The organism is Kribbella sp. NPDC059898 (genome assembly GCF_042730855.1).
Lineage (GTDB): Bacteria > Actinomycetota > Actinomycetes > Propionibacteriales > Kribbellaceae > Kribbella.
Map to the genome: position 1 here is coordinate 48,978 of NZ_JBHWKR010000010.1, position 16,766 is coordinate 65,743.

General features: G+C 70.0%; 14 protein-coding genes. 6 read left to right on the forward strand and 8 right to left on the reverse strand.

Annotated elements, in window-relative coordinates:
* The first annotated feature begins 14 nt into the window (after nucleotides 1-14).
* Complete coding sequence (locus ACFV9C_RS28220) at nucleotides 15-980, forward strand: DMT family transporter (protein WP_380198321.1); 966 nt, start codon at nucleotides 15-17, stop codon at nucleotides 978-980.
* On the opposite strand, the gene ACFV9C_RS28225 is transcribed toward ACFV9C_RS28220, so the two are convergent.
* The 7 genes from ACFV9C_RS28225 to ACFV9C_RS28255 form a co-directional block, all read right to left on the reverse strand.
* Complete coding sequence (locus ACFV9C_RS28225; RefSeq protein ID WP_380198323.1) at nucleotides 973-2,124, reverse strand: alanine--tRNA ligase-related protein; 1,152 nt, start codon at nucleotides 2,122-2,124, stop codon at nucleotides 973-975. The genes ACFV9C_RS28220 and ACFV9C_RS28225 overlap by 8 nt on opposite strands.
* Nucleotides 2,125-2,319: 195 nt before the next feature.
* Nucleotides 2,320-3,426, reverse strand: a complete 1,107-nt coding sequence (locus ACFV9C_RS28230) for a glycosyltransferase family 4 protein (RefSeq protein ID WP_380198324.1) — start codon at nucleotides 3,424-3,426, stop codon at nucleotides 2,320-2,322.
* Nucleotides 3,423-4,670, reverse strand: a complete 1,248-nt coding sequence (locus tag ACFV9C_RS28235; RefSeq protein ID WP_380198325.1) for a M48 family metallopeptidase — start codon at nucleotides 4,668-4,670, stop codon at nucleotides 3,423-3,425. Before ACFV9C_RS28235 ends, ACFV9C_RS28230 begins: the two co-directional genes overlap by 4 nt.
* Complete coding sequence (locus ACFV9C_RS28240) at nucleotides 4,663-6,120, reverse strand: hypothetical protein (protein WP_380198326.1); 1,458 nt, start codon at nucleotides 6,118-6,120, stop codon at nucleotides 4,663-4,665. The genes ACFV9C_RS28235 and ACFV9C_RS28240 overlap by 8 nt, the downstream gene beginning before the upstream one ends.
* Before the next feature lie 89 nt (nucleotides 6,121-6,209).
* Complete coding sequence (locus ACFV9C_RS28245; protein WP_380198327.1) at nucleotides 6,210-7,271, reverse strand: NlpC/P60 family protein; 1,062 nt, start codon at nucleotides 7,269-7,271, stop codon at nucleotides 6,210-6,212.
* 256 nt (nucleotides 7,272-7,527) lie between these two features.
* A complete protein-coding gene (locus ACFV9C_RS28250) occupies nucleotides 7,528-7,731 on the reverse strand; it encodes a hypothetical protein (RefSeq protein ID WP_380198329.1) in 204 nt (67 codons plus the stop codon).
* Nucleotides 7,732-7,840: 109 nt separating this feature from the next.
* The gene (locus ACFV9C_RS28255; RefSeq protein WP_380198331.1) at nucleotides 7,841-9,148 is read right to left on the reverse strand and encodes an NYN domain-containing protein; all 1,308 of its coding nucleotides are present in this window, start codon (nucleotides 9,146-9,148) and stop codon (nucleotides 7,841-7,843) included.
* A 174-nt stretch (nucleotides 9,149-9,322) separates the two neighbouring features.
* Between ACFV9C_RS28255 and ACFV9C_RS28260 the strand changes: the two genes are divergently transcribed.
* The 4 genes from ACFV9C_RS28260 to ACFV9C_RS28275 all read left to right on the forward strand — a co-directional run bounded on the left by ACFV9C_RS28260 (nucleotide 9,323) and on the right by ACFV9C_RS28275 (nucleotide 15,468).
* Nucleotides 9,323-11,116 (forward strand): DEDD exonuclease domain-containing protein, encoded by a 1,794-nt coding sequence (locus tag ACFV9C_RS28260; RefSeq protein ID WP_380198333.1) that lies wholly within the window; start codon nucleotides 9,323-9,325, stop codon nucleotides 11,114-11,116.
* A 248-nt stretch (nucleotides 11,117-11,364) separates the two neighbouring features.
* On the forward strand, nucleotides 11,365-11,511 hold the full coding sequence (locus ACFV9C_RS28265) for a hypothetical protein (RefSeq protein ID WP_380198336.1): 147 nt from the start codon (nucleotides 11,365-11,367) through the stop codon (nucleotides 11,509-11,511).
* A gap of 40 nt (nucleotides 11,512-11,551) precedes the next feature.
* Nucleotides 11,552-11,836, forward strand: coding sequence for an Lrp/AsnC family transcriptional regulator (locus tag ACFV9C_RS28270; protein ID WP_380198338.1), 285 nt, complete (start codon nucleotides 11,552-11,554; stop codon nucleotides 11,834-11,836).
* 122 nt (nucleotides 11,837-11,958) lie between these two features.
* Nucleotides 11,959-15,468 (forward strand): hypothetical protein, encoded by a 3,510-nt coding sequence (locus ACFV9C_RS28275; protein ID WP_380198340.1) that lies wholly within the window; start codon nucleotides 11,959-11,961, stop codon nucleotides 15,466-15,468.
* Nucleotides 15,469-15,760: 292 nt separating this feature from the next.
* On the opposite strand, the gene ACFV9C_RS28280 is transcribed toward ACFV9C_RS28275, so the two are convergent.
* Entirely contained in the window at nucleotides 15,761-16,195 is a 435-nt protein-coding gene (locus ACFV9C_RS28280) for a hypothetical protein (protein WP_380198342.1), read from the reverse strand.
* Between the two features lie 175 nt (nucleotides 16,196-16,370).
* Here ACFV9C_RS28280 and ACFV9C_RS28285 point away from each other — a divergent pair, with 175 nt between their 5' ends.
* The gene (locus ACFV9C_RS28285; protein ID WP_380198344.1) at nucleotides 16,371-16,730 is read left to right on the forward strand and encodes a hypothetical protein; all 360 of its coding nucleotides are present in this window, start codon (nucleotides 16,371-16,373) and stop codon (nucleotides 16,728-16,730) included.
* Nucleotides 16,731-16,766: the final 36 nt, after the last annotated feature.

Sequence of the window (16,766 nt, forward strand, 5' to 3'; positions counted from 1 at the left end):
AGACCGTTATGCCCATGTACAGCACGAAATCGGTGGGATTGGGGTTCGCGGTCTTCTCCGCGATCACGTTCGGCGGGTCGGGGCCGTTCGCCAAGGCCTTGATCGAGGCCGGTTTCACGCCGCAGCAGGCCGCCTGGTTGCGGATCCTCGGCGCCGCCGCGGTGCTGGTCCCGCTCGTGCTGGTGTTCCGCGGCCGCGCCGGGCTGCGCGCGGCGCGGGCGTCCTGGAAGGCGCTGGTGCTCTACGGCCTGACCGGGATCGCCGGCTGCCAGACGCTGTTCTTCATCGCCGCGAGCCGGCTGCCGGTGGGCGTGGCGCTGATGCTCGAGTTCTCCGGGCCGGTGCTGGTGGTGCTGTGGCTCAAGTTCGGCGCGAAGGCCGCCGTACCGCGGTCGGCCGCGATCGGAGTGAGTATCGCGGTCGTCGGCCTCGCCGCGGTGGCGGAGATCTGGTCCGGGTCGCGGATCGACGCGATCGGCCTGCTCGCCGGGCTCGGCGCGGCCGCCTGCCAGGCGACGTACTTCATCCTCATCGACCGGTTGACCGGCGCCGCGGATCCGCTGGTGATGACCGCGGCCGGCAGCGTGGTCGGGGCCGTCGTACTGACATTGATCGCGGCTCCTTGGGGTACGCCGTGGCACGTGCTCGTGGACACGATCGCGATCGGGCACCGGCACGCGCCCGGGTGGGTGATGGCGGCCTGGCTGATCATGGTGAGCACGGTCGTCGCGTACCTCGCGGGTGCGGCCGCCGTCCAACGGTTGTCGGCGCCGATCGCCGGGGCGGTCGCGTACCTCGAGGTGGTCGCGGCCTGCATCTTCGCGCTGGTGCTGCTCGGCGAGATGCTCCGGACCAACCAGATCATCGGCGGCGCGATCGTGCTGGCCGGTGCGTTCGTGGCCCAGTCGTCGGTCGGGAAGGTCGCGTCCCCGGAGGTCCCCGAACCTCCCCGTACCGACGTGCCGGCACCGGTCACCTGAGCGAGTCCACCAACTCGCGGGGCAACCCGTGGGTCTCGTGCAGGTACTCGTAGTCGGTGTCGTCGAGCGACTTGTGGAACCGCTCGTGGCTGAGCACCTTGCGGCCGCGGTCGAGCAGGTTGCTGAACCGGATCTCCTCGTCGATCAGGATCCGCCGGATCAGCGTCACCGTCTCGCCCTGGTGGAAGTGGTTCTGGGTGTGCTCGAACAGCTCCAGCGGAACGTCGGACAGCGAGCGGGACTCGTCGTCCTGCCAGAGGATCGTCAGCATTCTGCGGATCAGCCGGCGGAGCACGTAGCCGCGGCCGGTGTTCGACGGGTGCACGCCGTCGCCGACGATCACGATGCTGGACCGCAGGTGGTCGATCACGATCCGCCGAGATCGCTCGTCGAGCTTCCACAGCTTCGGGATGATCCGCATCCACGGCTCGAACAGGGACGTCTCGTACACCGACGACCTGCCCTCGAGCAGCATCGTCAGCCGCTCCAGACCAAGACCGGTGTCGATGTTCTGCTGCGTGAGTTCCTCGAGCGATCCGTCGTCGTGCCTGCGGTAGCGCATCATCACGTGGTTCCAGACCTCGACCCAGCGGTCGTCGGTGGTCGGCGTACCCTCGGGCTCTTTGTCGCCGGTCCAGACGAAGATCTCCGAGTCCGGGCCACACGGGCCGGTCGGGCCGTTCGACCACCAGTTGTCGTCGGTGGTCAGCTCGATCGGCAGGCCCAGCTCCTGCCAGGTCCGCAGTGACTCCTGGTCGAGCGGCACCTGGTCGTCACCGCCGAAGACAGTCACGTACAGGCTCTTCGGGTCCAGGCCGAAGCCCTCGGTGAGCAGCTCGTACCCCCACCTCAGGGTCTGGCTGCTCCCGTAGTCCCCCAGCGACCACGAGCCGAGCATCTCGAACACGGTCAGGTGGGTGGAGTCCCCGACCTCGTCGAGATCCGTCGTGCGCAGGCATCGCTGGACGCCGTTGAGTCTGCGCCCCAGCGGATGTGGTTCGCCTTCCAGATACGGCGTGAGCGGATGCATCCCGGAGGTCGTGAAGAGCACCGGATCACCGAGCCGCGGAATGAGCGTGGACCCGGTGGTCGGGACGTGGCCGCGGTCGATGAAGAAGTCGACGAAGGTCCTGGTGATGTTCATGGTTCGTGTCCTTTGCGTGGAAGGACCGGAACCAGACCACCGGGCTACGGAAACAACAACACCGGCGAACCGTTTCCGGTCGCCGGTGGAGGTTTCAGATGTTCAGGCCGCGGCAGCCGGAGAGCTTGAAGCTCGTACGGCTGCGGCAAGTCGGAACATCCGGTGCATGTCGGCCAGAGTACACGACACCCGCCGTCAGATGTCCAGCAGTTCTCTCAGCGTGGCGCCGGACCGCCCCCATCCCCACTCCTCCTGCACCCACTTCCGCCCTGCCGCCCCCAACTCCGCACAGTGCTGGGCGTTCGTCAACAATCCGGCAATCCGCACACCTACGGCCGCCGGGTTGTACGGGTCGACGAGGTACCCCGTCGTACCGTGCAGCACCGTGTCGGCCGCACCCCCGGAGTCACCGACGACCACAGGTTTCCCGCACGCGGACGCCTCCAGCGTGACGATCCCCAGCGCCTCCGGCTCCAGCCCGAACCGCCGCGTCCGGCACGGCATCGCGAACACGTCCCCGGCATCGACGTACGGCGGGATGTCCTGCCACGGCACCGCTCCGGTGAACACGACCGAGTCCGCGATCGGCGCGGCCAGCTCCTCCAGGCGGCCCCGCTCCGGGCCGCCACCGACCAGCAGCAGCTTCGCCTCCGGTACGTCGGCCAGCACCCGCGGCCACGCCCGGATCAAGGTGTCCTGCCCCTTCCGCCGGATCAGCCGCGACACGCACACCACCACCGGAACCCCGACCAGCCCGAGCCCCTGCCGGATCTGCTCCCCGCCGGCGCCCGGGTGGAACCGTACCGAGTCAACGCCCGGCGTCAACCGCCGTACGACGGCCGTCGACGAGAGCGCGGGCCTGATCTGCTCCTCGCACCAGCCGGACACCGTGGTGACCGTGTCCGCCGCGTCCCCGATCCGCCGCAGCGCCTGCCGTGCACCCGGTACGCCGGCCCACCACGTCTCGTGCCCGTGGGTCATCGCGACGATCCGCCGCGCCCCGGCCCGCCGCAACGCCGGACCCATCAACCCAAGTGGCGCCGCCGCCCCGAACAGCACCCGATCGGCTTCGTACTCCTCGAGCAACTCCACCGCCCGCTTGGTGACCCGGGCCGTCGGCAACAACATCGACGTACGGTCGCGGACCACCGGGAACGGCAGCCGCGCGTCGTACGCCGCATCGCCCGGCTCACGCGACGTGTACACGACGACGTCCGGGAGCTCGTCGCACAACGAGCGGACGAACGTCTCGATCCCGCCCTGCCGCGGCGGGAAGTCGTTGGTGACGACAAGGACGGTCATCGCTTCGCTTGCGGCGGCACCGTCGCGCCGTTCTGCGCCGCCCACGCGCGTCCCATCGCGATCCGCTCCGGCGGCGTCGGGTGCGTCGCGAACATCCAGTACCGCCAGCGGCTCGGGTCCAGGCCGGAGATGTTCCGGACCGCCAGATCGCGTTGCATCGCGACGAAGTCCTGCGGGTCGTTCGTCAGCCGTAGCGAGTGGTAGTCGGCGCGCGCCTCGATCTTGCGGCTGACCAGGTTCTGCACCGGACTCGCGAGCGTGGTCGCGGCGACCACCAGCGCGACGAACAACCCGGTCCGGCGCGGATCCGCCATCCGCGATCCGAGCAGCAGGTACAGCAGGGTGATCCCGAACGCCGTACCGAGCACGCCGATCAGGGTCCCGTGCAGTACGTCGTCCTCGGCCGCGTGCCCGAGCTCGTGCGCGACGACGAGCCGGATCTGCGCGGGCGGTGTGTCCTTCAGCAGCGTGTCGTACACGACCAGCCGACGGGTCGACCCGAAGCCTGAAACGTACGCGTTCAAAGCCGTCGTACGCTTCGACGCGTCCGCGACCAGCACGTCCTTGACCGGTACGCCGTCCTCGTCCGCGAGCTTCAGGAAATCGTTGCGCAGGGCACCGGCCGGCATCGACGTGAAGTGGTTGAAGCGCGGCTCCACCAGCACCGGGTACGCGAACGAGACGCCGAGCACCAGCAGCGCCGCGATGATTGCGCCCGGCAACCACCAGTTGCGCGGCGAACGTTTCGCCAGCGCGATCAGCACGACCGCGATCACCGCGACGCCCAGCGAGGTGAGCAACCAGTTCACGCCACGGTCCCAGACCCACAACCGCCAGTTCTCCACCGACAGCCCGTACTTCAGGCTGACCCGCTCCGCGAGGACGTCGGTCGGGACGGTGACCAGGTTCGTGATCAGCGCGATCCCGGCGACCGTGACCGGTACGGCGAGGAACCACGGGCGGACGCGCAACGCGTCGTACAGCTTACGGCCCAGCGGGCTGAAGCCGATCACCAACGGGACCACGACCGAGAGGATCCAGGACGTCGTCGACCACTTCAGGATCTCGTGCCGGAACGCCTCCTGCCGGGCGATCTGAGCGCCGGTGAAGTCCAGCGCGGCGTCCGGCTTCGGCAGGTCGATCAGGTGCCACGGTGTGGTGACGGCGATCGTGAAGACCAGCGCGAGCGCGAGCAGTCCGCCCGTCGCGCGCGGAGCCCACGCGCCGGCCGGGCGCTTAGGCACCGGCGAGCCTCTTCAGGTACTTCTGCCACTGGACGACGAACTCGGCCTCGGTCATCCCCAGCACCGACTTGAACGCGTCCGCCAGGCCGGTCGCACTCCCCGACCGGTCCACCGCGTGGTAGAGCGCCACCAGCTTGTCCTGCCCTTCATGCTCCGCGATCAGCCGGCAGGCCAGCCACGCCGACTCGTACGCCTGCGGCAGGTCGGCCGCCGACGCCGCGAACGCCTCCGGGGTCGGCAGCGTGGCCGGCACCTTCCCGGCCCGGACCGCCTTGAACAGCTCCTTCGCCGCCGAGTCGTCCTGCACCGGTACGGCGGTGAACGCGACGTAGTCCGCGAACCCCTCGGCCAGCCACAGCGGGACCGGCGACGCGGTCGCGTTCGACGCGACGTGGGTGGTCTCGTGGGTGAGCACGATCCGGCGGCCCTGCTTGCCGAGCTCCTCGAACAGCTTCGGGTTCGCCACGATCCGCACCGGGGCGTTCGCGGCCGGCTGGTCCAGCTCGGCCATCGTGACCGCCGCGATCTGGGTGTACGTGTTCGGCTGGGCGCCGAGGATGCCCTCCATCTGGGCCTGTTTCGCGGGCAGGTAGACGATCACCTTCTGCCGCCACTTCTTGCCCCACACCTTGGACACCGACTCGACCGCCTTGTCGGCGACCGAGACGTAGCTCTTCGTGTCGGCCTCCGAGCCGAGGCCGATCACCAGGCTGCGCTTGCCCTTGGACAGCTCGAGCGGACCGAGCGCCCAGATCGGCCGCCGCTGCCCGGCCGCGAACCGCTCCGAGAACGATGCGGCGTACGTCGTGCCGTCCCGGGTCACGAACGTCACCGGGAGCGTCTCGCGGGCCGGCGTCAGGTCGAACCCGGACAGCTGCCAGGAGACCTCGACCTGCGCGAGCCACGCCTGCGTGCCGCCGAGTTCGAGCTTCCGGTCCGGGGTGAGGCCGGTGCTGTCGTCGCTCACGTAGCGCAACTGGAAGCCGCTGATCGGGAGCGTGCTCAGGTTGCCGAACATCATCCGGGCGTTGGCCTGGAACGCGGTCGACTGCGGGTCGACCGCGTTCAGGAACTCGCCGCGGTTGTCGTTCGTGACCGCGTCGGCCATCTTCTGCAGAACGGCCTGGCCCGCGACCGCACGCTGGACACCGGCCTGCGCCTGGTCCGTGCTCGGCGTCGTGACCGGCTGGTGGGACCCGCGCGTATTCGTGCCGGCGGGGGCGTTGGCGACGTACTGCAGACCGGCGTACCCGGCGCCGGCGACCAGGCAGACCGCCACGGCGAGCGCGACCTTCTTGAGAACCGGCGCGAACGGACCAGGCTGCCCGGGGTGCCGGCCCGGCTGCTCTGGGTCACTGCCGGACGGGACGACCGGCAGCGGAACCGTATCGCCGTGCTCGTCGATCACCTCGGCCCCTCGCTGCTCACCTGCCCCAGTCAGGCGGGACACCCGGCCTCCTCCGACACTACGGCATCAGGAAATGACTCGGCTCCGGGGATGGGATCCCCGGAGCCGCAGAGTATGTCAAAGGTCCCAGGTCAGCCCGGGCGGACCATCGAGTTGATCGGCATCTCGTCCATCGGGGCGATCTCGACGCTCTTGCCCGGCCGCGGGGCGTGCACAATCCGGCCGTTACCGAGGTACAGGGCGACGTGACTGACCGGGGAGTAGTAGAAGATCAGGTCACCAGGCATCAACTCGGACCTGCTGACCTGGCGGCCCTCACCGGTCTGCGCCTTCGAGGAGTGCGACAGCGAGACACCGGCCTTGCCCCACGCATACATGGTCAGACCGGAGCAGTCGTACGAGTTCGGGCCGGCCGCGCCCCACACGTACGGGTCGCCGAGCTGGGACAACGCCGCGTTGATCGCGATCGCGCCGCGGCCGCTGGCCGGGATGTTCGGGATGCTCTTGTTGTCGCTGGTCCGGGTGCTGTCGCGGGTCGGGCGCTGCTTGCGCGCGTTCGCCGCTTCCTTCGCGTTCTCTTCCTCGATCCGCTTGCGGTCCGCCGCGCTGAGCTTGTCGAGGACCTTCTGCGCCTTGTCGAGGTTCGCGTTCAGCTGGCCGACGAAGCCGTTCTGCTTCGCCTGGACGGCCTGCAACGCACCCAGCTCGGTCTGCTCGCTGGCCTGCAGGTCGGTGAGCTTGCCCTGCGCGAGCTGGTAACGCCGGAGCGCCGAGTTCTGCTGGCCGGCGAACGCCTGGGCGGTCGACGCCTGGCTGAGGAACTGGTCCGGGTTCGTCGACAGCAGCAGCTGCGCGGTCGTCGAGATACCCGAGGTCTGGTAGCCGGCCACCGCGAGGGAGCCGATCTGCCGCTTCACCGCGTCCACCTGGCCCTGCTGCTTGGCGATCGCGGTCTGCAGCGCCTTGACCCGCGACTGCGAGGCGCTGATCTGGCCGCGCAGCTCGTTCGCCGACTCACCGGCCGTCTCGGCCTGATGCTGGAGCTCGGCGACCTGCTTCTTCGCGTCCGCCAGAGAGGGCGTGGGGTCGGCGTCCGCCGCTCCCTGGATCAGAATCACGCCCGCAGCGACAGCCGTGCTGGTGATGGCGGCGAGAGCGATTCCCTTGGTGCGGTTGACGCGTCCGATGGACACAGCCCGGTCGGTCCCTTCCTCTGCTCGCGCCGTCCCCGTTGACCAGGCCGGGCGCGGACTTCAGGTCCGCGGATCCGCCGGGTCACTCCCTCGGCTTGCCGCTGCCCGGTCGGCCGGAGCGGCCGACACCCTGAGGCAACGAGAGGTAACAGTAGTGACCGTTTCGTGACCAGTGCAATTCGCCCCTCGGGTTTGATCGAAAATTAACGAAGCGTGTTCGCGGTCAAACGGCCGTTTCGCCTTCCGTCACAGGGCTTCAGCCGGTCTGCTCGTTGGGGCGCGCGCCCGGCTCGATGCTGTCGACCGCGTGCACCAGCCGCAGCGGCGGGACCAGCCCCGAGTCGGCCAGCGCGTCCAGGGCGGCCCGCTCGTCGTCGTCGATGCGCAGACTGCCGGACCGTTCGGCCGACAACCCCAGCACCACCGTGACGACACAGTCCTGGCATCCCGGGCCCTTCATCACACAAGCGTCGCAGTCGATCAGCACAACATCCTCCAAGTGGGGAAGCACCCGGACTTGCATCCGGCTGACAAGGACGCTAAAGAACCCCACCGACAGTTTTGGTGGGCTAGGTGCGGGCGATGCGTGCGACCAGGCTGGCGGAGGTGAGGGCGCGGGCGCCGAGTTTGACGATGCTTTCGGCAACTTCGCGGTCGGTGGAGACGACCACCACCGGGCGGCCCGGCGGCTCGGCGCGGACCAGTTGCCGGATCACCTCGTCGGCGATCACGCCGGCCGGGCTGAACCGCACGCGGACGCCGCGCGGTGGGTTCAGCTGCACCGGCCCGGACAGCTCCGCACCGTCGAACACCACCGTGACCTCGATGCGCCGCTGCGCCACCAACGCCCCCAGCGCGGTCACCAGCCGCTGCCGCTGCGAGTGCAACGGCGAGTTCGGCCACGCGGTCTTGGTCACGTTGTACCCGTCGACGATCAGATGCACCTGCGGCAACGACAACAGCTCGTCGAACAACGCCGGGTCGTCCTCAGGCGCCGTACGTCCGACCGGGGCCGCCTCGGGCTCGGAGCCGGCCACGGTGTCCGCCGGACGGAGCTCTCCCCCCGGCGGCAATGCCAGCTCACGACGCAGCCCACTCGCTGCCTCCAGCAACGTGTCCAGCAGCAGCCGGGTGCGGGTCGTCGCCAGCTCACGCTCCTGTCCCGCCGTCCGCCGGGCCGCGTGCTCGACTGCTTCCAGCTCGGTGATGCGGGCGCGGAGCTTGCGCAGCTCGCGGTCGACGTCGGCGCGGGCCGCGTCGACCCGCTCGTCGGCGGACGCGGCCTCTTTCGTGCGTTGCTCGAGCTCGGTGTGCAGACCGGTGATCCGCTGCCGGGCCTCGTTCAGCTTGCGGCGGAGCGTGACGTTCTCGGCCTTCAGCTCGTTGACCTGTTCACGAAGCCGTTCGCGGACCTGACGGGTCTCGGTCCGGGCTTGGTCGAGCTGGTCGGACAGCCGATGGACGGCTTCGGCGTCGGCGCGCGGGTTCTCCACCGGGGCCTGCGCGACCGCTGCCACGTGCTGCTCCCAGTCGTCCGGGCGCAGCAGGTACGCGAGCGCGGCGACCTCCACCGGGTCGGCGGCCGGCACCGGTACGCCGTCCGCGACCGCGTCGCCGAGCTCCGGGTGCGCGCGCCGTACCTCGAACGCGGTCAGCTTCCGGAAGTGGTCGTCGGTCTCCAGGATCGGGCCGAGCACCGACGCCGAGAGCTTCGCGCGTTTGGCCGGCGCGAAGCTGGCGAACCGGCGCAGCGGGGCCGGGATGTCGGTCGCGGGGAGCTGGCCGAGGGCGTGCGCGGCGAGGGTCAGGACGCGTTGCCGGACCGGTTCAGGCAGAGTCGTGGCGGCAGAGCTCGCGGCGGTGCCGGCCTCAGTCACCGGTCCGCAGTCCGGCTGGTACGGCGACCGGGAACGGCCGGTGACGCAGACCACAGTGAACGGCCCTCCGGCCCTGATTCACGGTGATCGCCTGTGTACGCATACAGAGAGCCTAGTCGACTCGCAGGCGTGTCACCCGCGGAATTGTCGGTGGCGGCTCCTAGCGTCGTGGGCATGACCAGCCCAGGACGTGCCCAGGTCGCGGATCCGCAGCTGCCGATCCGCGGCGTCCAGCACAGTTTCGACGACCTGGGTACGCCGCTGCGCGACATCACGTTCTGCATCGTCGACCTGGAGACGACCGGCAATCCGCCGGGCGAGGGCGGCATCACCGAGATCGGCGCGGTGAAGGTGCGCTCCGGCGAGGTGCTCGGCGAGTTCCAGACGCTGGTCAACCCGTCCGAGCCGATCCCGCCGTTCATCGCCGTGCTCACCGGCATCTCCGACCTGATGGTTGCCTCGTCACCACGGATCGAGTCGGTGCTGCCGGCGTTCCTGGAGTTCGCGGACGGCTGTGTGATGGTCGCGCACAACGCGCCGTTCGACATGGGCTTCCTGAAACACGAGACGCAGGTGCACGGGTACGACTGGCCCGACTTCGCGGTCGTCGACACCGCGCTGCTGGCGCGCCGGGTGATCACCCCGGACGAGGCGCCGAACTGCAAACTGGGCACGCTCGCCAAGCTGTTCCGGACGACCACCACGCCGAACCACCGCGCCCTGTCCGACGCGCGCGCCACCGTCGACGTGCTGCACGGGCTGTTCGAGCGGGTCGGGTCGTTGGGCGTGCAAACGTTGGAGGACCTGCAGACGTTCTCGTCCCGCGTCGCGCCCGCGGTCCGGAAGAAGCGGCACCTGGCCGAGTCGTTGCCGCACACACCGGGTGTGTACCTGTTCACCGACGACCGCGGCGAGGTGCTGTACGTCGGCAAGTCGAAGGACCTCCGCACCCGCGTCCGCTCGTACTTCACCGCCTCCGAGACCCGGAACCGGATCGGCGAGATGGTCGGCATCGCCACCGGTGTCCGCGGGATCGAGTGCGACACGCCGCTGGAGGCTGAGGTCCGCGAGCTCCGGCTGATCGCGGAACACAAACCGCGGTACAACCGGAAGTCCAAGTTCCCCGAGCGGCAGCACTGGCTGAAGGTCACGGTCGAGCCCTTTCCGCGGCTGTCGCTGGTCAAACAGGTCCGCGACGACGACGCCGGCTACCTCGGCCCGTTCAGCTCGCGGAAGACCGCCGAGCGGGCGATGGCCGCGCTGCACGAGGCGTTCCCGATCCGGCAGTGCACCGCGCGGATGTCGAAGCGGCCTTCGTTGTCGCCGTGCGTGCTGGCGGAGATGGGCCGGTGTGTGGCGCCGTGCGACGGGCGGATCTCGGCGGATACGTACGGCGAGTTCGTCACCGGGCTGCGGTCCGCGCTGACCGTGGACCCGACGCCGGTCGTCGACGCGCTGGACCGGCGGATCGACGTGCTGTCGGCGGACGAGCGGTTCGAGGACGCCGCCGTGCACCGGGACCGGTTGAGCGCGTTCGTGCGGAGCTCGGCGCGGATGCAGCGGATGGCGTCGGTGACCGGATGCGCGGAGATCTGCGCGGCGCGGCGTACCGACGACGGCGGGTGGGAGCTGCACGTGATCCGCCGCGGCCGGCTCGCGGCGGCCGGGTTCAGCCCGCGCGGGACCGATCCGCGGCGGCATTTGGAGATGCTGCGGGCGTCCGCCGAGACGGTGCTGCCCGGGATCGGCCCGGTCGCGACGGCGTCGCCGGAGGAGATCGAGCTGATCCTGCGCTGGCTCGACCTGCCCGGCGTCCGGCTGGTCGAGATGGACGGCACCTGGACCTGCCCGGTCAGCGGCGCCGGCCGGCACCTGACCCGCCTCGACAACGCCCACAGCGACCTCCACCAGCACCCCACCGAACGCCGCCGGCACATGCGGCCGCTGGGTCCGGCCCGGGTGGGTTAGATGGCGTCAGAGGTGGCCGCTGGTCTGCGCGCGTGGCGGACGCGGCGGCGTGTCAGTCAGTTGGAGCTGGCGGTTCGCGCGCGCCCCGGCGTACGACGAGACGCCGTACGACGCACCCGGCCTCGACGCGATCCGTGCGGCGCTGACCGGGATCCTCGAGGGGCACCGGCCCAGCCCGGCGATCGTGGCCCGACCACCTCGGGTTCGCCGTGCCGCTGCGGTTACGGACAGCGAGCGGGGAGTTGCGGTTGATCACCACGCTGACCCGGTTCGGTACGGCGATCGACGTCACCGTCGCGGAACTGCGGATGGAGGCGTTCCTGCCCGCCGACGAACCGACGGCGCGGGCACTGCGCGGCCTCGACCGCACTATGCTTTCGCGGGTCGAGGCGTGAGGATTCAGCGCACGTCAGGAGTGTCAGAGGAGAGGACGGCATGGTCACCGCGATCGTGTTCATCAAGGCCGACGTCGCACGGATCCCGGAGGTCGCCGAGGCGGTGGCCGCCATCGACGGCGTCAGCGAGGTGTACTCCGTCACCGGCGGGCTCGACCTGATCGCGCTCGTCCGGGTCGCGCGCCACGACGACCTGGCGACCGTCATCCCCGAGCACGTGAACCGGGTCTCCGGCGTGCTCAGCACCGAGACGCACATCGCGTTCCGCGCGTACTCCAGCCACGATCTGGAAGCAGCCTTCAGCCTGGGCGAGGACGGTGTCTGAGGACCGGTCCGTTCCGGTCCGACTGACACGAGCTGAAGTTACGGTGAGCACATGAACGTCTGGGGTCAGTTCGTCGCCGAGCAGGTCCGCGCATGCGCGCCGACGGTGCAGCGAGGACGCGGATGAGCAACCCACCCGCCGGCTGGTACCCCGACCCCACCGGCCAACCCAAAACCATCCGCTTCTGGAACGGCGAGAAGTGGACCAACCGAACCGACCACGAGGACCAGGCCGACCGCCTCTCCGCCGAGGTCGCCTCGGAACACCCCACCGCCCCTGAACCTGCCCAGGCGGACGCGACCCCCGAGCCCTCCCCGGCCGACACGACCCCGGAGCAGCCGACCACGCCCGACCAACCGGCATGGTCCGCCGACCAACAGCCCTGGGGCGCCAACCAACAGCCCTGGGGCGCCAACCAGTTCTCGTCCTACGACCAACCGGCGGACCCGAACAACCAGCAAACCCAGATCCAGCCGCCGGACCAGCACTCCACCAACGCGGACCCCAACCAGCCCCCCTGGTCCGCCAACCAGCAGCCGTGGAGCGCCGACCAGTTCACGTCGTACGACCAACCGGACCCCAACGTCCAGCAAACCCAGATCCAGCCTCCACCGGCTCAGGACCAGCAGGCGTGGTCCACCGACCAACAGACCTGGGGCGCCAACCAGTTCACCTCGCACGACCAACCGGACCCGAACACCGAACAAACCCAGATCCAGCCGTGGTCCGGCCAAGAACAACAACACCCCAGCAACAACCAATGGTCAGCCCAGCAACCCAACCAAGCAGCCTGGTCCGCCGACCAACAGCCCTGGGCCGCTGACCAGTTCACCACGCCCGAACAGCCCGACCCCAACACCGAACAAACCCAGATCCAGCCCTGGTCCGGCCAAGAACAACAACACCCCAGCAACAACCAATGGTCAGCCCAGCAACCCAACCAGGCAGCCTGGTCCGCCGACCAGCAACCGTGGGCCGCTGACCAGTTCACGTCGTACGAGCAGCCGGACTCGGAGCGGACCCAGATCCAGCCATGGTCGGGCGACCAGTCCTCCCCCGACGTCGAACAGACCCAGCAACAGCCGTGGTCCGGCCAACAGTTCCCGGTCCACGAGCAATCCCCGCAGCAGCCGTGGTCCGCAAACCAACAGCCCTGGGGCGCTGACCAGTTCACGTCCTACGAACAGCCCGCCCCGGACCAACAGCACGAGCAACCGGCCGACCCTCAGTCCGCCAACCAGCCGTGGGCACCCCAACAGCCACAACAACCGTGGCCAACCAATTCTCCGACGAACCAGCCCTGGGCAGCCAACGAGACACCGGCAGCCAACCAGCCCTGGCCGTCCCAGCAACAACCCGACAGCCAGCAGCAACAGCCTTGGCCGTCGCAGGAACGGCCAGTGCAGCCGGCTGACGGCGTACAGCCGCAGCAAACCCAGCCGGAAGCTCAGTCAACTCCTGCGCCGACGGACGACACGGGCGCGCCGGTGTCACGTACGTCGGGCCTGCGATCGGTCGGCGCCTCCTCCGAGGCACCCGCTCCTCAAGAAGCCCCCTCCGACGGCGGCTGGTGGCAGCCGTCCGCGACGCCCCAACTCTGGTCCACCCCACAGCCCGGCAACACCGCCCCCCCGACCGACGGCCCCCGCCTCCGCGCAGTCTCCCGCGACGAGTACGCCCAACCGCAACCGTCACCCGTCGAGTACGCACACGAGTCCGCCCAACCCCAGGAGTCCGCGCACCCCGACGAGCACGCGCCGCGGACTGCCGCGCACCCCGACGAGTACGCGCAGCCGCAGGAGTCCGCGCCGTACGCCGACGTCCAGCGCCCCGGCGTACCGGCCCCGGACACCGGCGTACCTGTCGCGGACACCGGCGTACCCGCCCCGGACAACGGCCCCTCCCCGGCGGAACGCGCCCGCGCCACCTGGGGCGCCCCCGAGCTCGCCCCGGCCCCCGCCGAACACTGGACCCAACGCGACGTAGCCGAGGCCGAAGCCGCCGAGGCCGCCCTGGCCGCCACCGCAGAACCAGAACCGGAACAACCCGCCACCCCCGCCCTCAGACTCGCCCCAACCCCAGCCAACGAAGCCACCGCCGAGGTTTCAGCTCCTCAACCAACTGGTACGTCGGCGACAGGTCCTGCGGATGACGCGCCGACGGTCGACGAGCCGACAGCGCAAACAGCAGCCCAGACCGCAGCAGATGAAGAAGCGGCCCGCTTGGCGGCTGAGGACTCCGAGGCAGCGACTCCGCAGCCCGACTGGGGCAGCCAGGGCGGCGAGGAGCAGGCCGACACGGCGAGCGACGTACCCGCGTGGGGTGTCGAAGCCAGCGACGAAGACGACCTGGCGACCCCGGAAAAGGCCGGCCCGCTCTGGACCGTTCCCGAGTCGACCGACCCCACACCGGACCAGCCGGTCCAACTCTGGGGCGACCAGAACCAGAACCAGCCCCCGCCCGACCCACAGCCCGCCAACCAGAACCAAAGCTGGGCCGACCAACAGCCCGCGAACCAGAGCTGGGACAACCAGCAAGCCACCAACCAGAACTGGAACCAGCAACCCCAGCAGAACCAGAACTGGAACCCCCAGCAGCCCAACAGCGAGCAGCAGTCCCAACAGCTCTGGGGCTCGCAGCAGGGTTCAGCGGGTACGGACGCACCGGCCGACAACGGCTGGGGCGTCGGCGACCAGCACGGCGTACAAGAATCAGGGCCGTGGGGTCAGCAGAACCCCAACCAGCAGCAGAGCAGCCCGCAGCAGTGGGCTGCTCAGCAAGGCACTGCCACACAGCAAACGCCGCAGCAGGCCTGGAGTGAGGGTGGCAACGAAGCTTGGGGCGGCAAGGCCGACCTGAGCTCCGGCGCCGGCAAACGCGACAAGGGCAAGACCAAGAAGTCCAAGAGCCCCGGTGGCGGCGGTCCGTTCGGTGGGAAGCTGCCGTTGATCGTCGGTGGCGGTATCGCGCTGGTACTGCTGATCGTCGCCGCGATCGTCCTGCTCACCAACCACGACGACAAGACCGCGAACCCCGACCCGACCGGTTCGCCGACGCAGAGTGCGTCCCCCGGGCCGACCGGCGGGACCACGCCCGGCCAGTCGAAGAACCCGAAGCTGCACGAGGGCGACGGCCGGATCGCGTCGAGTGCGATCTCGTTCCCGCGCCGGAAGCCGCCGTGGTCGGACCGGATCCGGCTGGTCCAGCAGCTCCAGCACTCGAACGGCCAGCGCGTCGTACTGACCGAGAGCGCCGTCGGCTCGGACGACTGGTCCGCGGACATCTTCGTCGGCGGGCTCGGTACCGGCGCCGGCTTCACCGGCGACCCGAAGGCGACCGCGCTGTCGCTGTCCACGCAAATGCACGACGGCGGCCTGTACGGCAACATCCCGGTGACCTTCAAGCCGCTCGCGAACGGCGCGGTGAAGCGTTCCGGCAAGTCGGGCTGGTTCGTCCAGCAGACCGTGACCACGACCGCCGCCAAGGTGACCGACCGCGTGCTGACGCTGACCGTGGCCGTCTTCGACCTCGGCGACGGTACGGCGGTCGCGTACATCAGCGAGATCCCGATCAACCGCCCGGACCTGAAAGCGGCCGCAGACGAGGCCTTTAAGGGAATTCAAGTTGGCTGACAACAACAACCCACCCGCCGACCACGAGCCGCACCCCGACACTACTGCGGGTGGTGAGGTACGTCCCACCCCAGGCGATCCCCTGGCCGGTACGCCGGTAGCTCCCCCCGCCCCGGCCCCACGCCCCACCCAGCCGGGCCCCCAGGACTCCCTTTCCTCGGACGCCCTCTTCGGCCAGTCCCCCGCCCCAGCGCCACCCCCTCCACCCCAGGCCCGTCCTCAACACGCGGCCCCACCCCAACCACCCCATTGGTCCGCCCAACAGCCACAAGCTGACTCGGGCAACCAGCAGCTAAGCAGCCAGCACCTGGGCCCGCAGCAGCCGAGCGGACCAACCGGACCGCCTGCTCAGCAGACAGGCGGCCAGCACTCCCGCACACCCCAACCAACCGGACCAGGAACCCAGCAGGCAGGCAGCCAGCAGCCTGGTGGTCAGCCGCCTGGTGGTCAGCAGCCGGGTCTGCAGCAGCCGGGTGGATCCGCTAGTCAGACCCCTGGTGCGCAGCAGCCGGGTGGTCAGTACGCGGGTGGTTGGCAGGCGGGTTCGCAGCGGTCGGACAGCCAGCAGCAGCCCGGGACACAGGAACCTGGCCAGCAGCCGTGGAGCCAGCAGCAGCAACCTGGCACGCCACAACCAGCCCCTAGCCAGCAGGCGTGGGGCGCTCAGCCGGGCGCACAGCGTGCTGACACGCAGCCACAGTCCGCGCAGCAGCCGGCGCCTCAGCAACCAGCTTCACCGCAGCCACGTCCGCAGCACGCGGCTCCCCCGGCGGGGGCGCAGTACTCCCAACAGCCGTCGCCACACAGCCAGCCTGGCCAACCGCAGAGCGGACCAGCCAGCCAGACACCAGGTGCACCGCAGGGCGGACAAGCCGGTCGGACGCCCGGCATACTGCAGCACGGTGGACAGGTTCGGGGTCCGCAGCAGGCCGGCCAGCGGCAGACCGGCTGGCAGGCGCAACCGATGGGTCCGCAGACAGGCGGGCAACAAGCCGGCCCGCAAGGCGGTCGGCCACCTACGACGCCGCAAGGTGGTCCGCAAGCCGCACAAGGTGGTCCGCAAGCTGCGCAAGGTGGTCAACACCCCGGGCAGGGGCGTCCGCAGGGCGCGGGCGGTCCGCAGGGCGCAGGCGGTCCGCAGAGCGCAGGCACTCCGCCGGGCGCAGGTGCGGGCGGTCCGCAGGGTGGTGCGTACGGCGGTCCTGGGCAGGTTGGTGGGGTGCACGGTGGGCAGCAGATGCCGCCGGCGTTCGTGGAGGTGATCTCGCGGGCGGCTGGGCCGTATGCGCAGCCGCCTG

What these genes read in the sequence shown, in the direction of transcription:
- ACFV9C_RS28220 (WP_380198321.1), top strand. Translation starts at nt 15, where the DNA reads ATGTACAGCACGAAATCGGTGGGATTGGGGTTCGCGGTCTTCTCCGCG.
- ACFV9C_RS28225 (WP_380198323.1), bottom strand. Translation starts at nt 2,124, where the DNA reads ATGAACATCACCAGGACCTTCGTCGACTTCTTCATCGACCGCGGCCAC.
- ACFV9C_RS28230 (WP_380198324.1), bottom strand. Translation starts at nt 3,426, where the DNA reads ATGACCGTCCTTGTCGTCACCAACGACTTCCCGCCGCGGCAGGGCGGG.
- ACFV9C_RS28250 (WP_380198329.1), bottom strand. Translation starts at nt 7,731, where the DNA reads ATGAAGGGCCCGGGATGCCAGGACTGTGTCGTCACGGTGGTGCTGGGG.
- ACFV9C_RS28260 (WP_380198333.1), top strand. Translation starts at nt 9,323, where the DNA reads ATGACCAGCCCAGGACGTGCCCAGGTCGCGGATCCGCAGCTGCCGATC.
- ACFV9C_RS28270 (WP_380198338.1), top strand. Translation starts at nt 11,552, where the DNA reads ATGGTCACCGCGATCGTGTTCATCAAGGCCGACGTCGCACGGATCCCG.
- ACFV9C_RS28275 (WP_380198340.1), top strand. Translation starts at nt 11,959, where the DNA reads ATGAGCAACCCACCCGCCGGCTGGTACCCCGACCCCACCGGCCAACCC.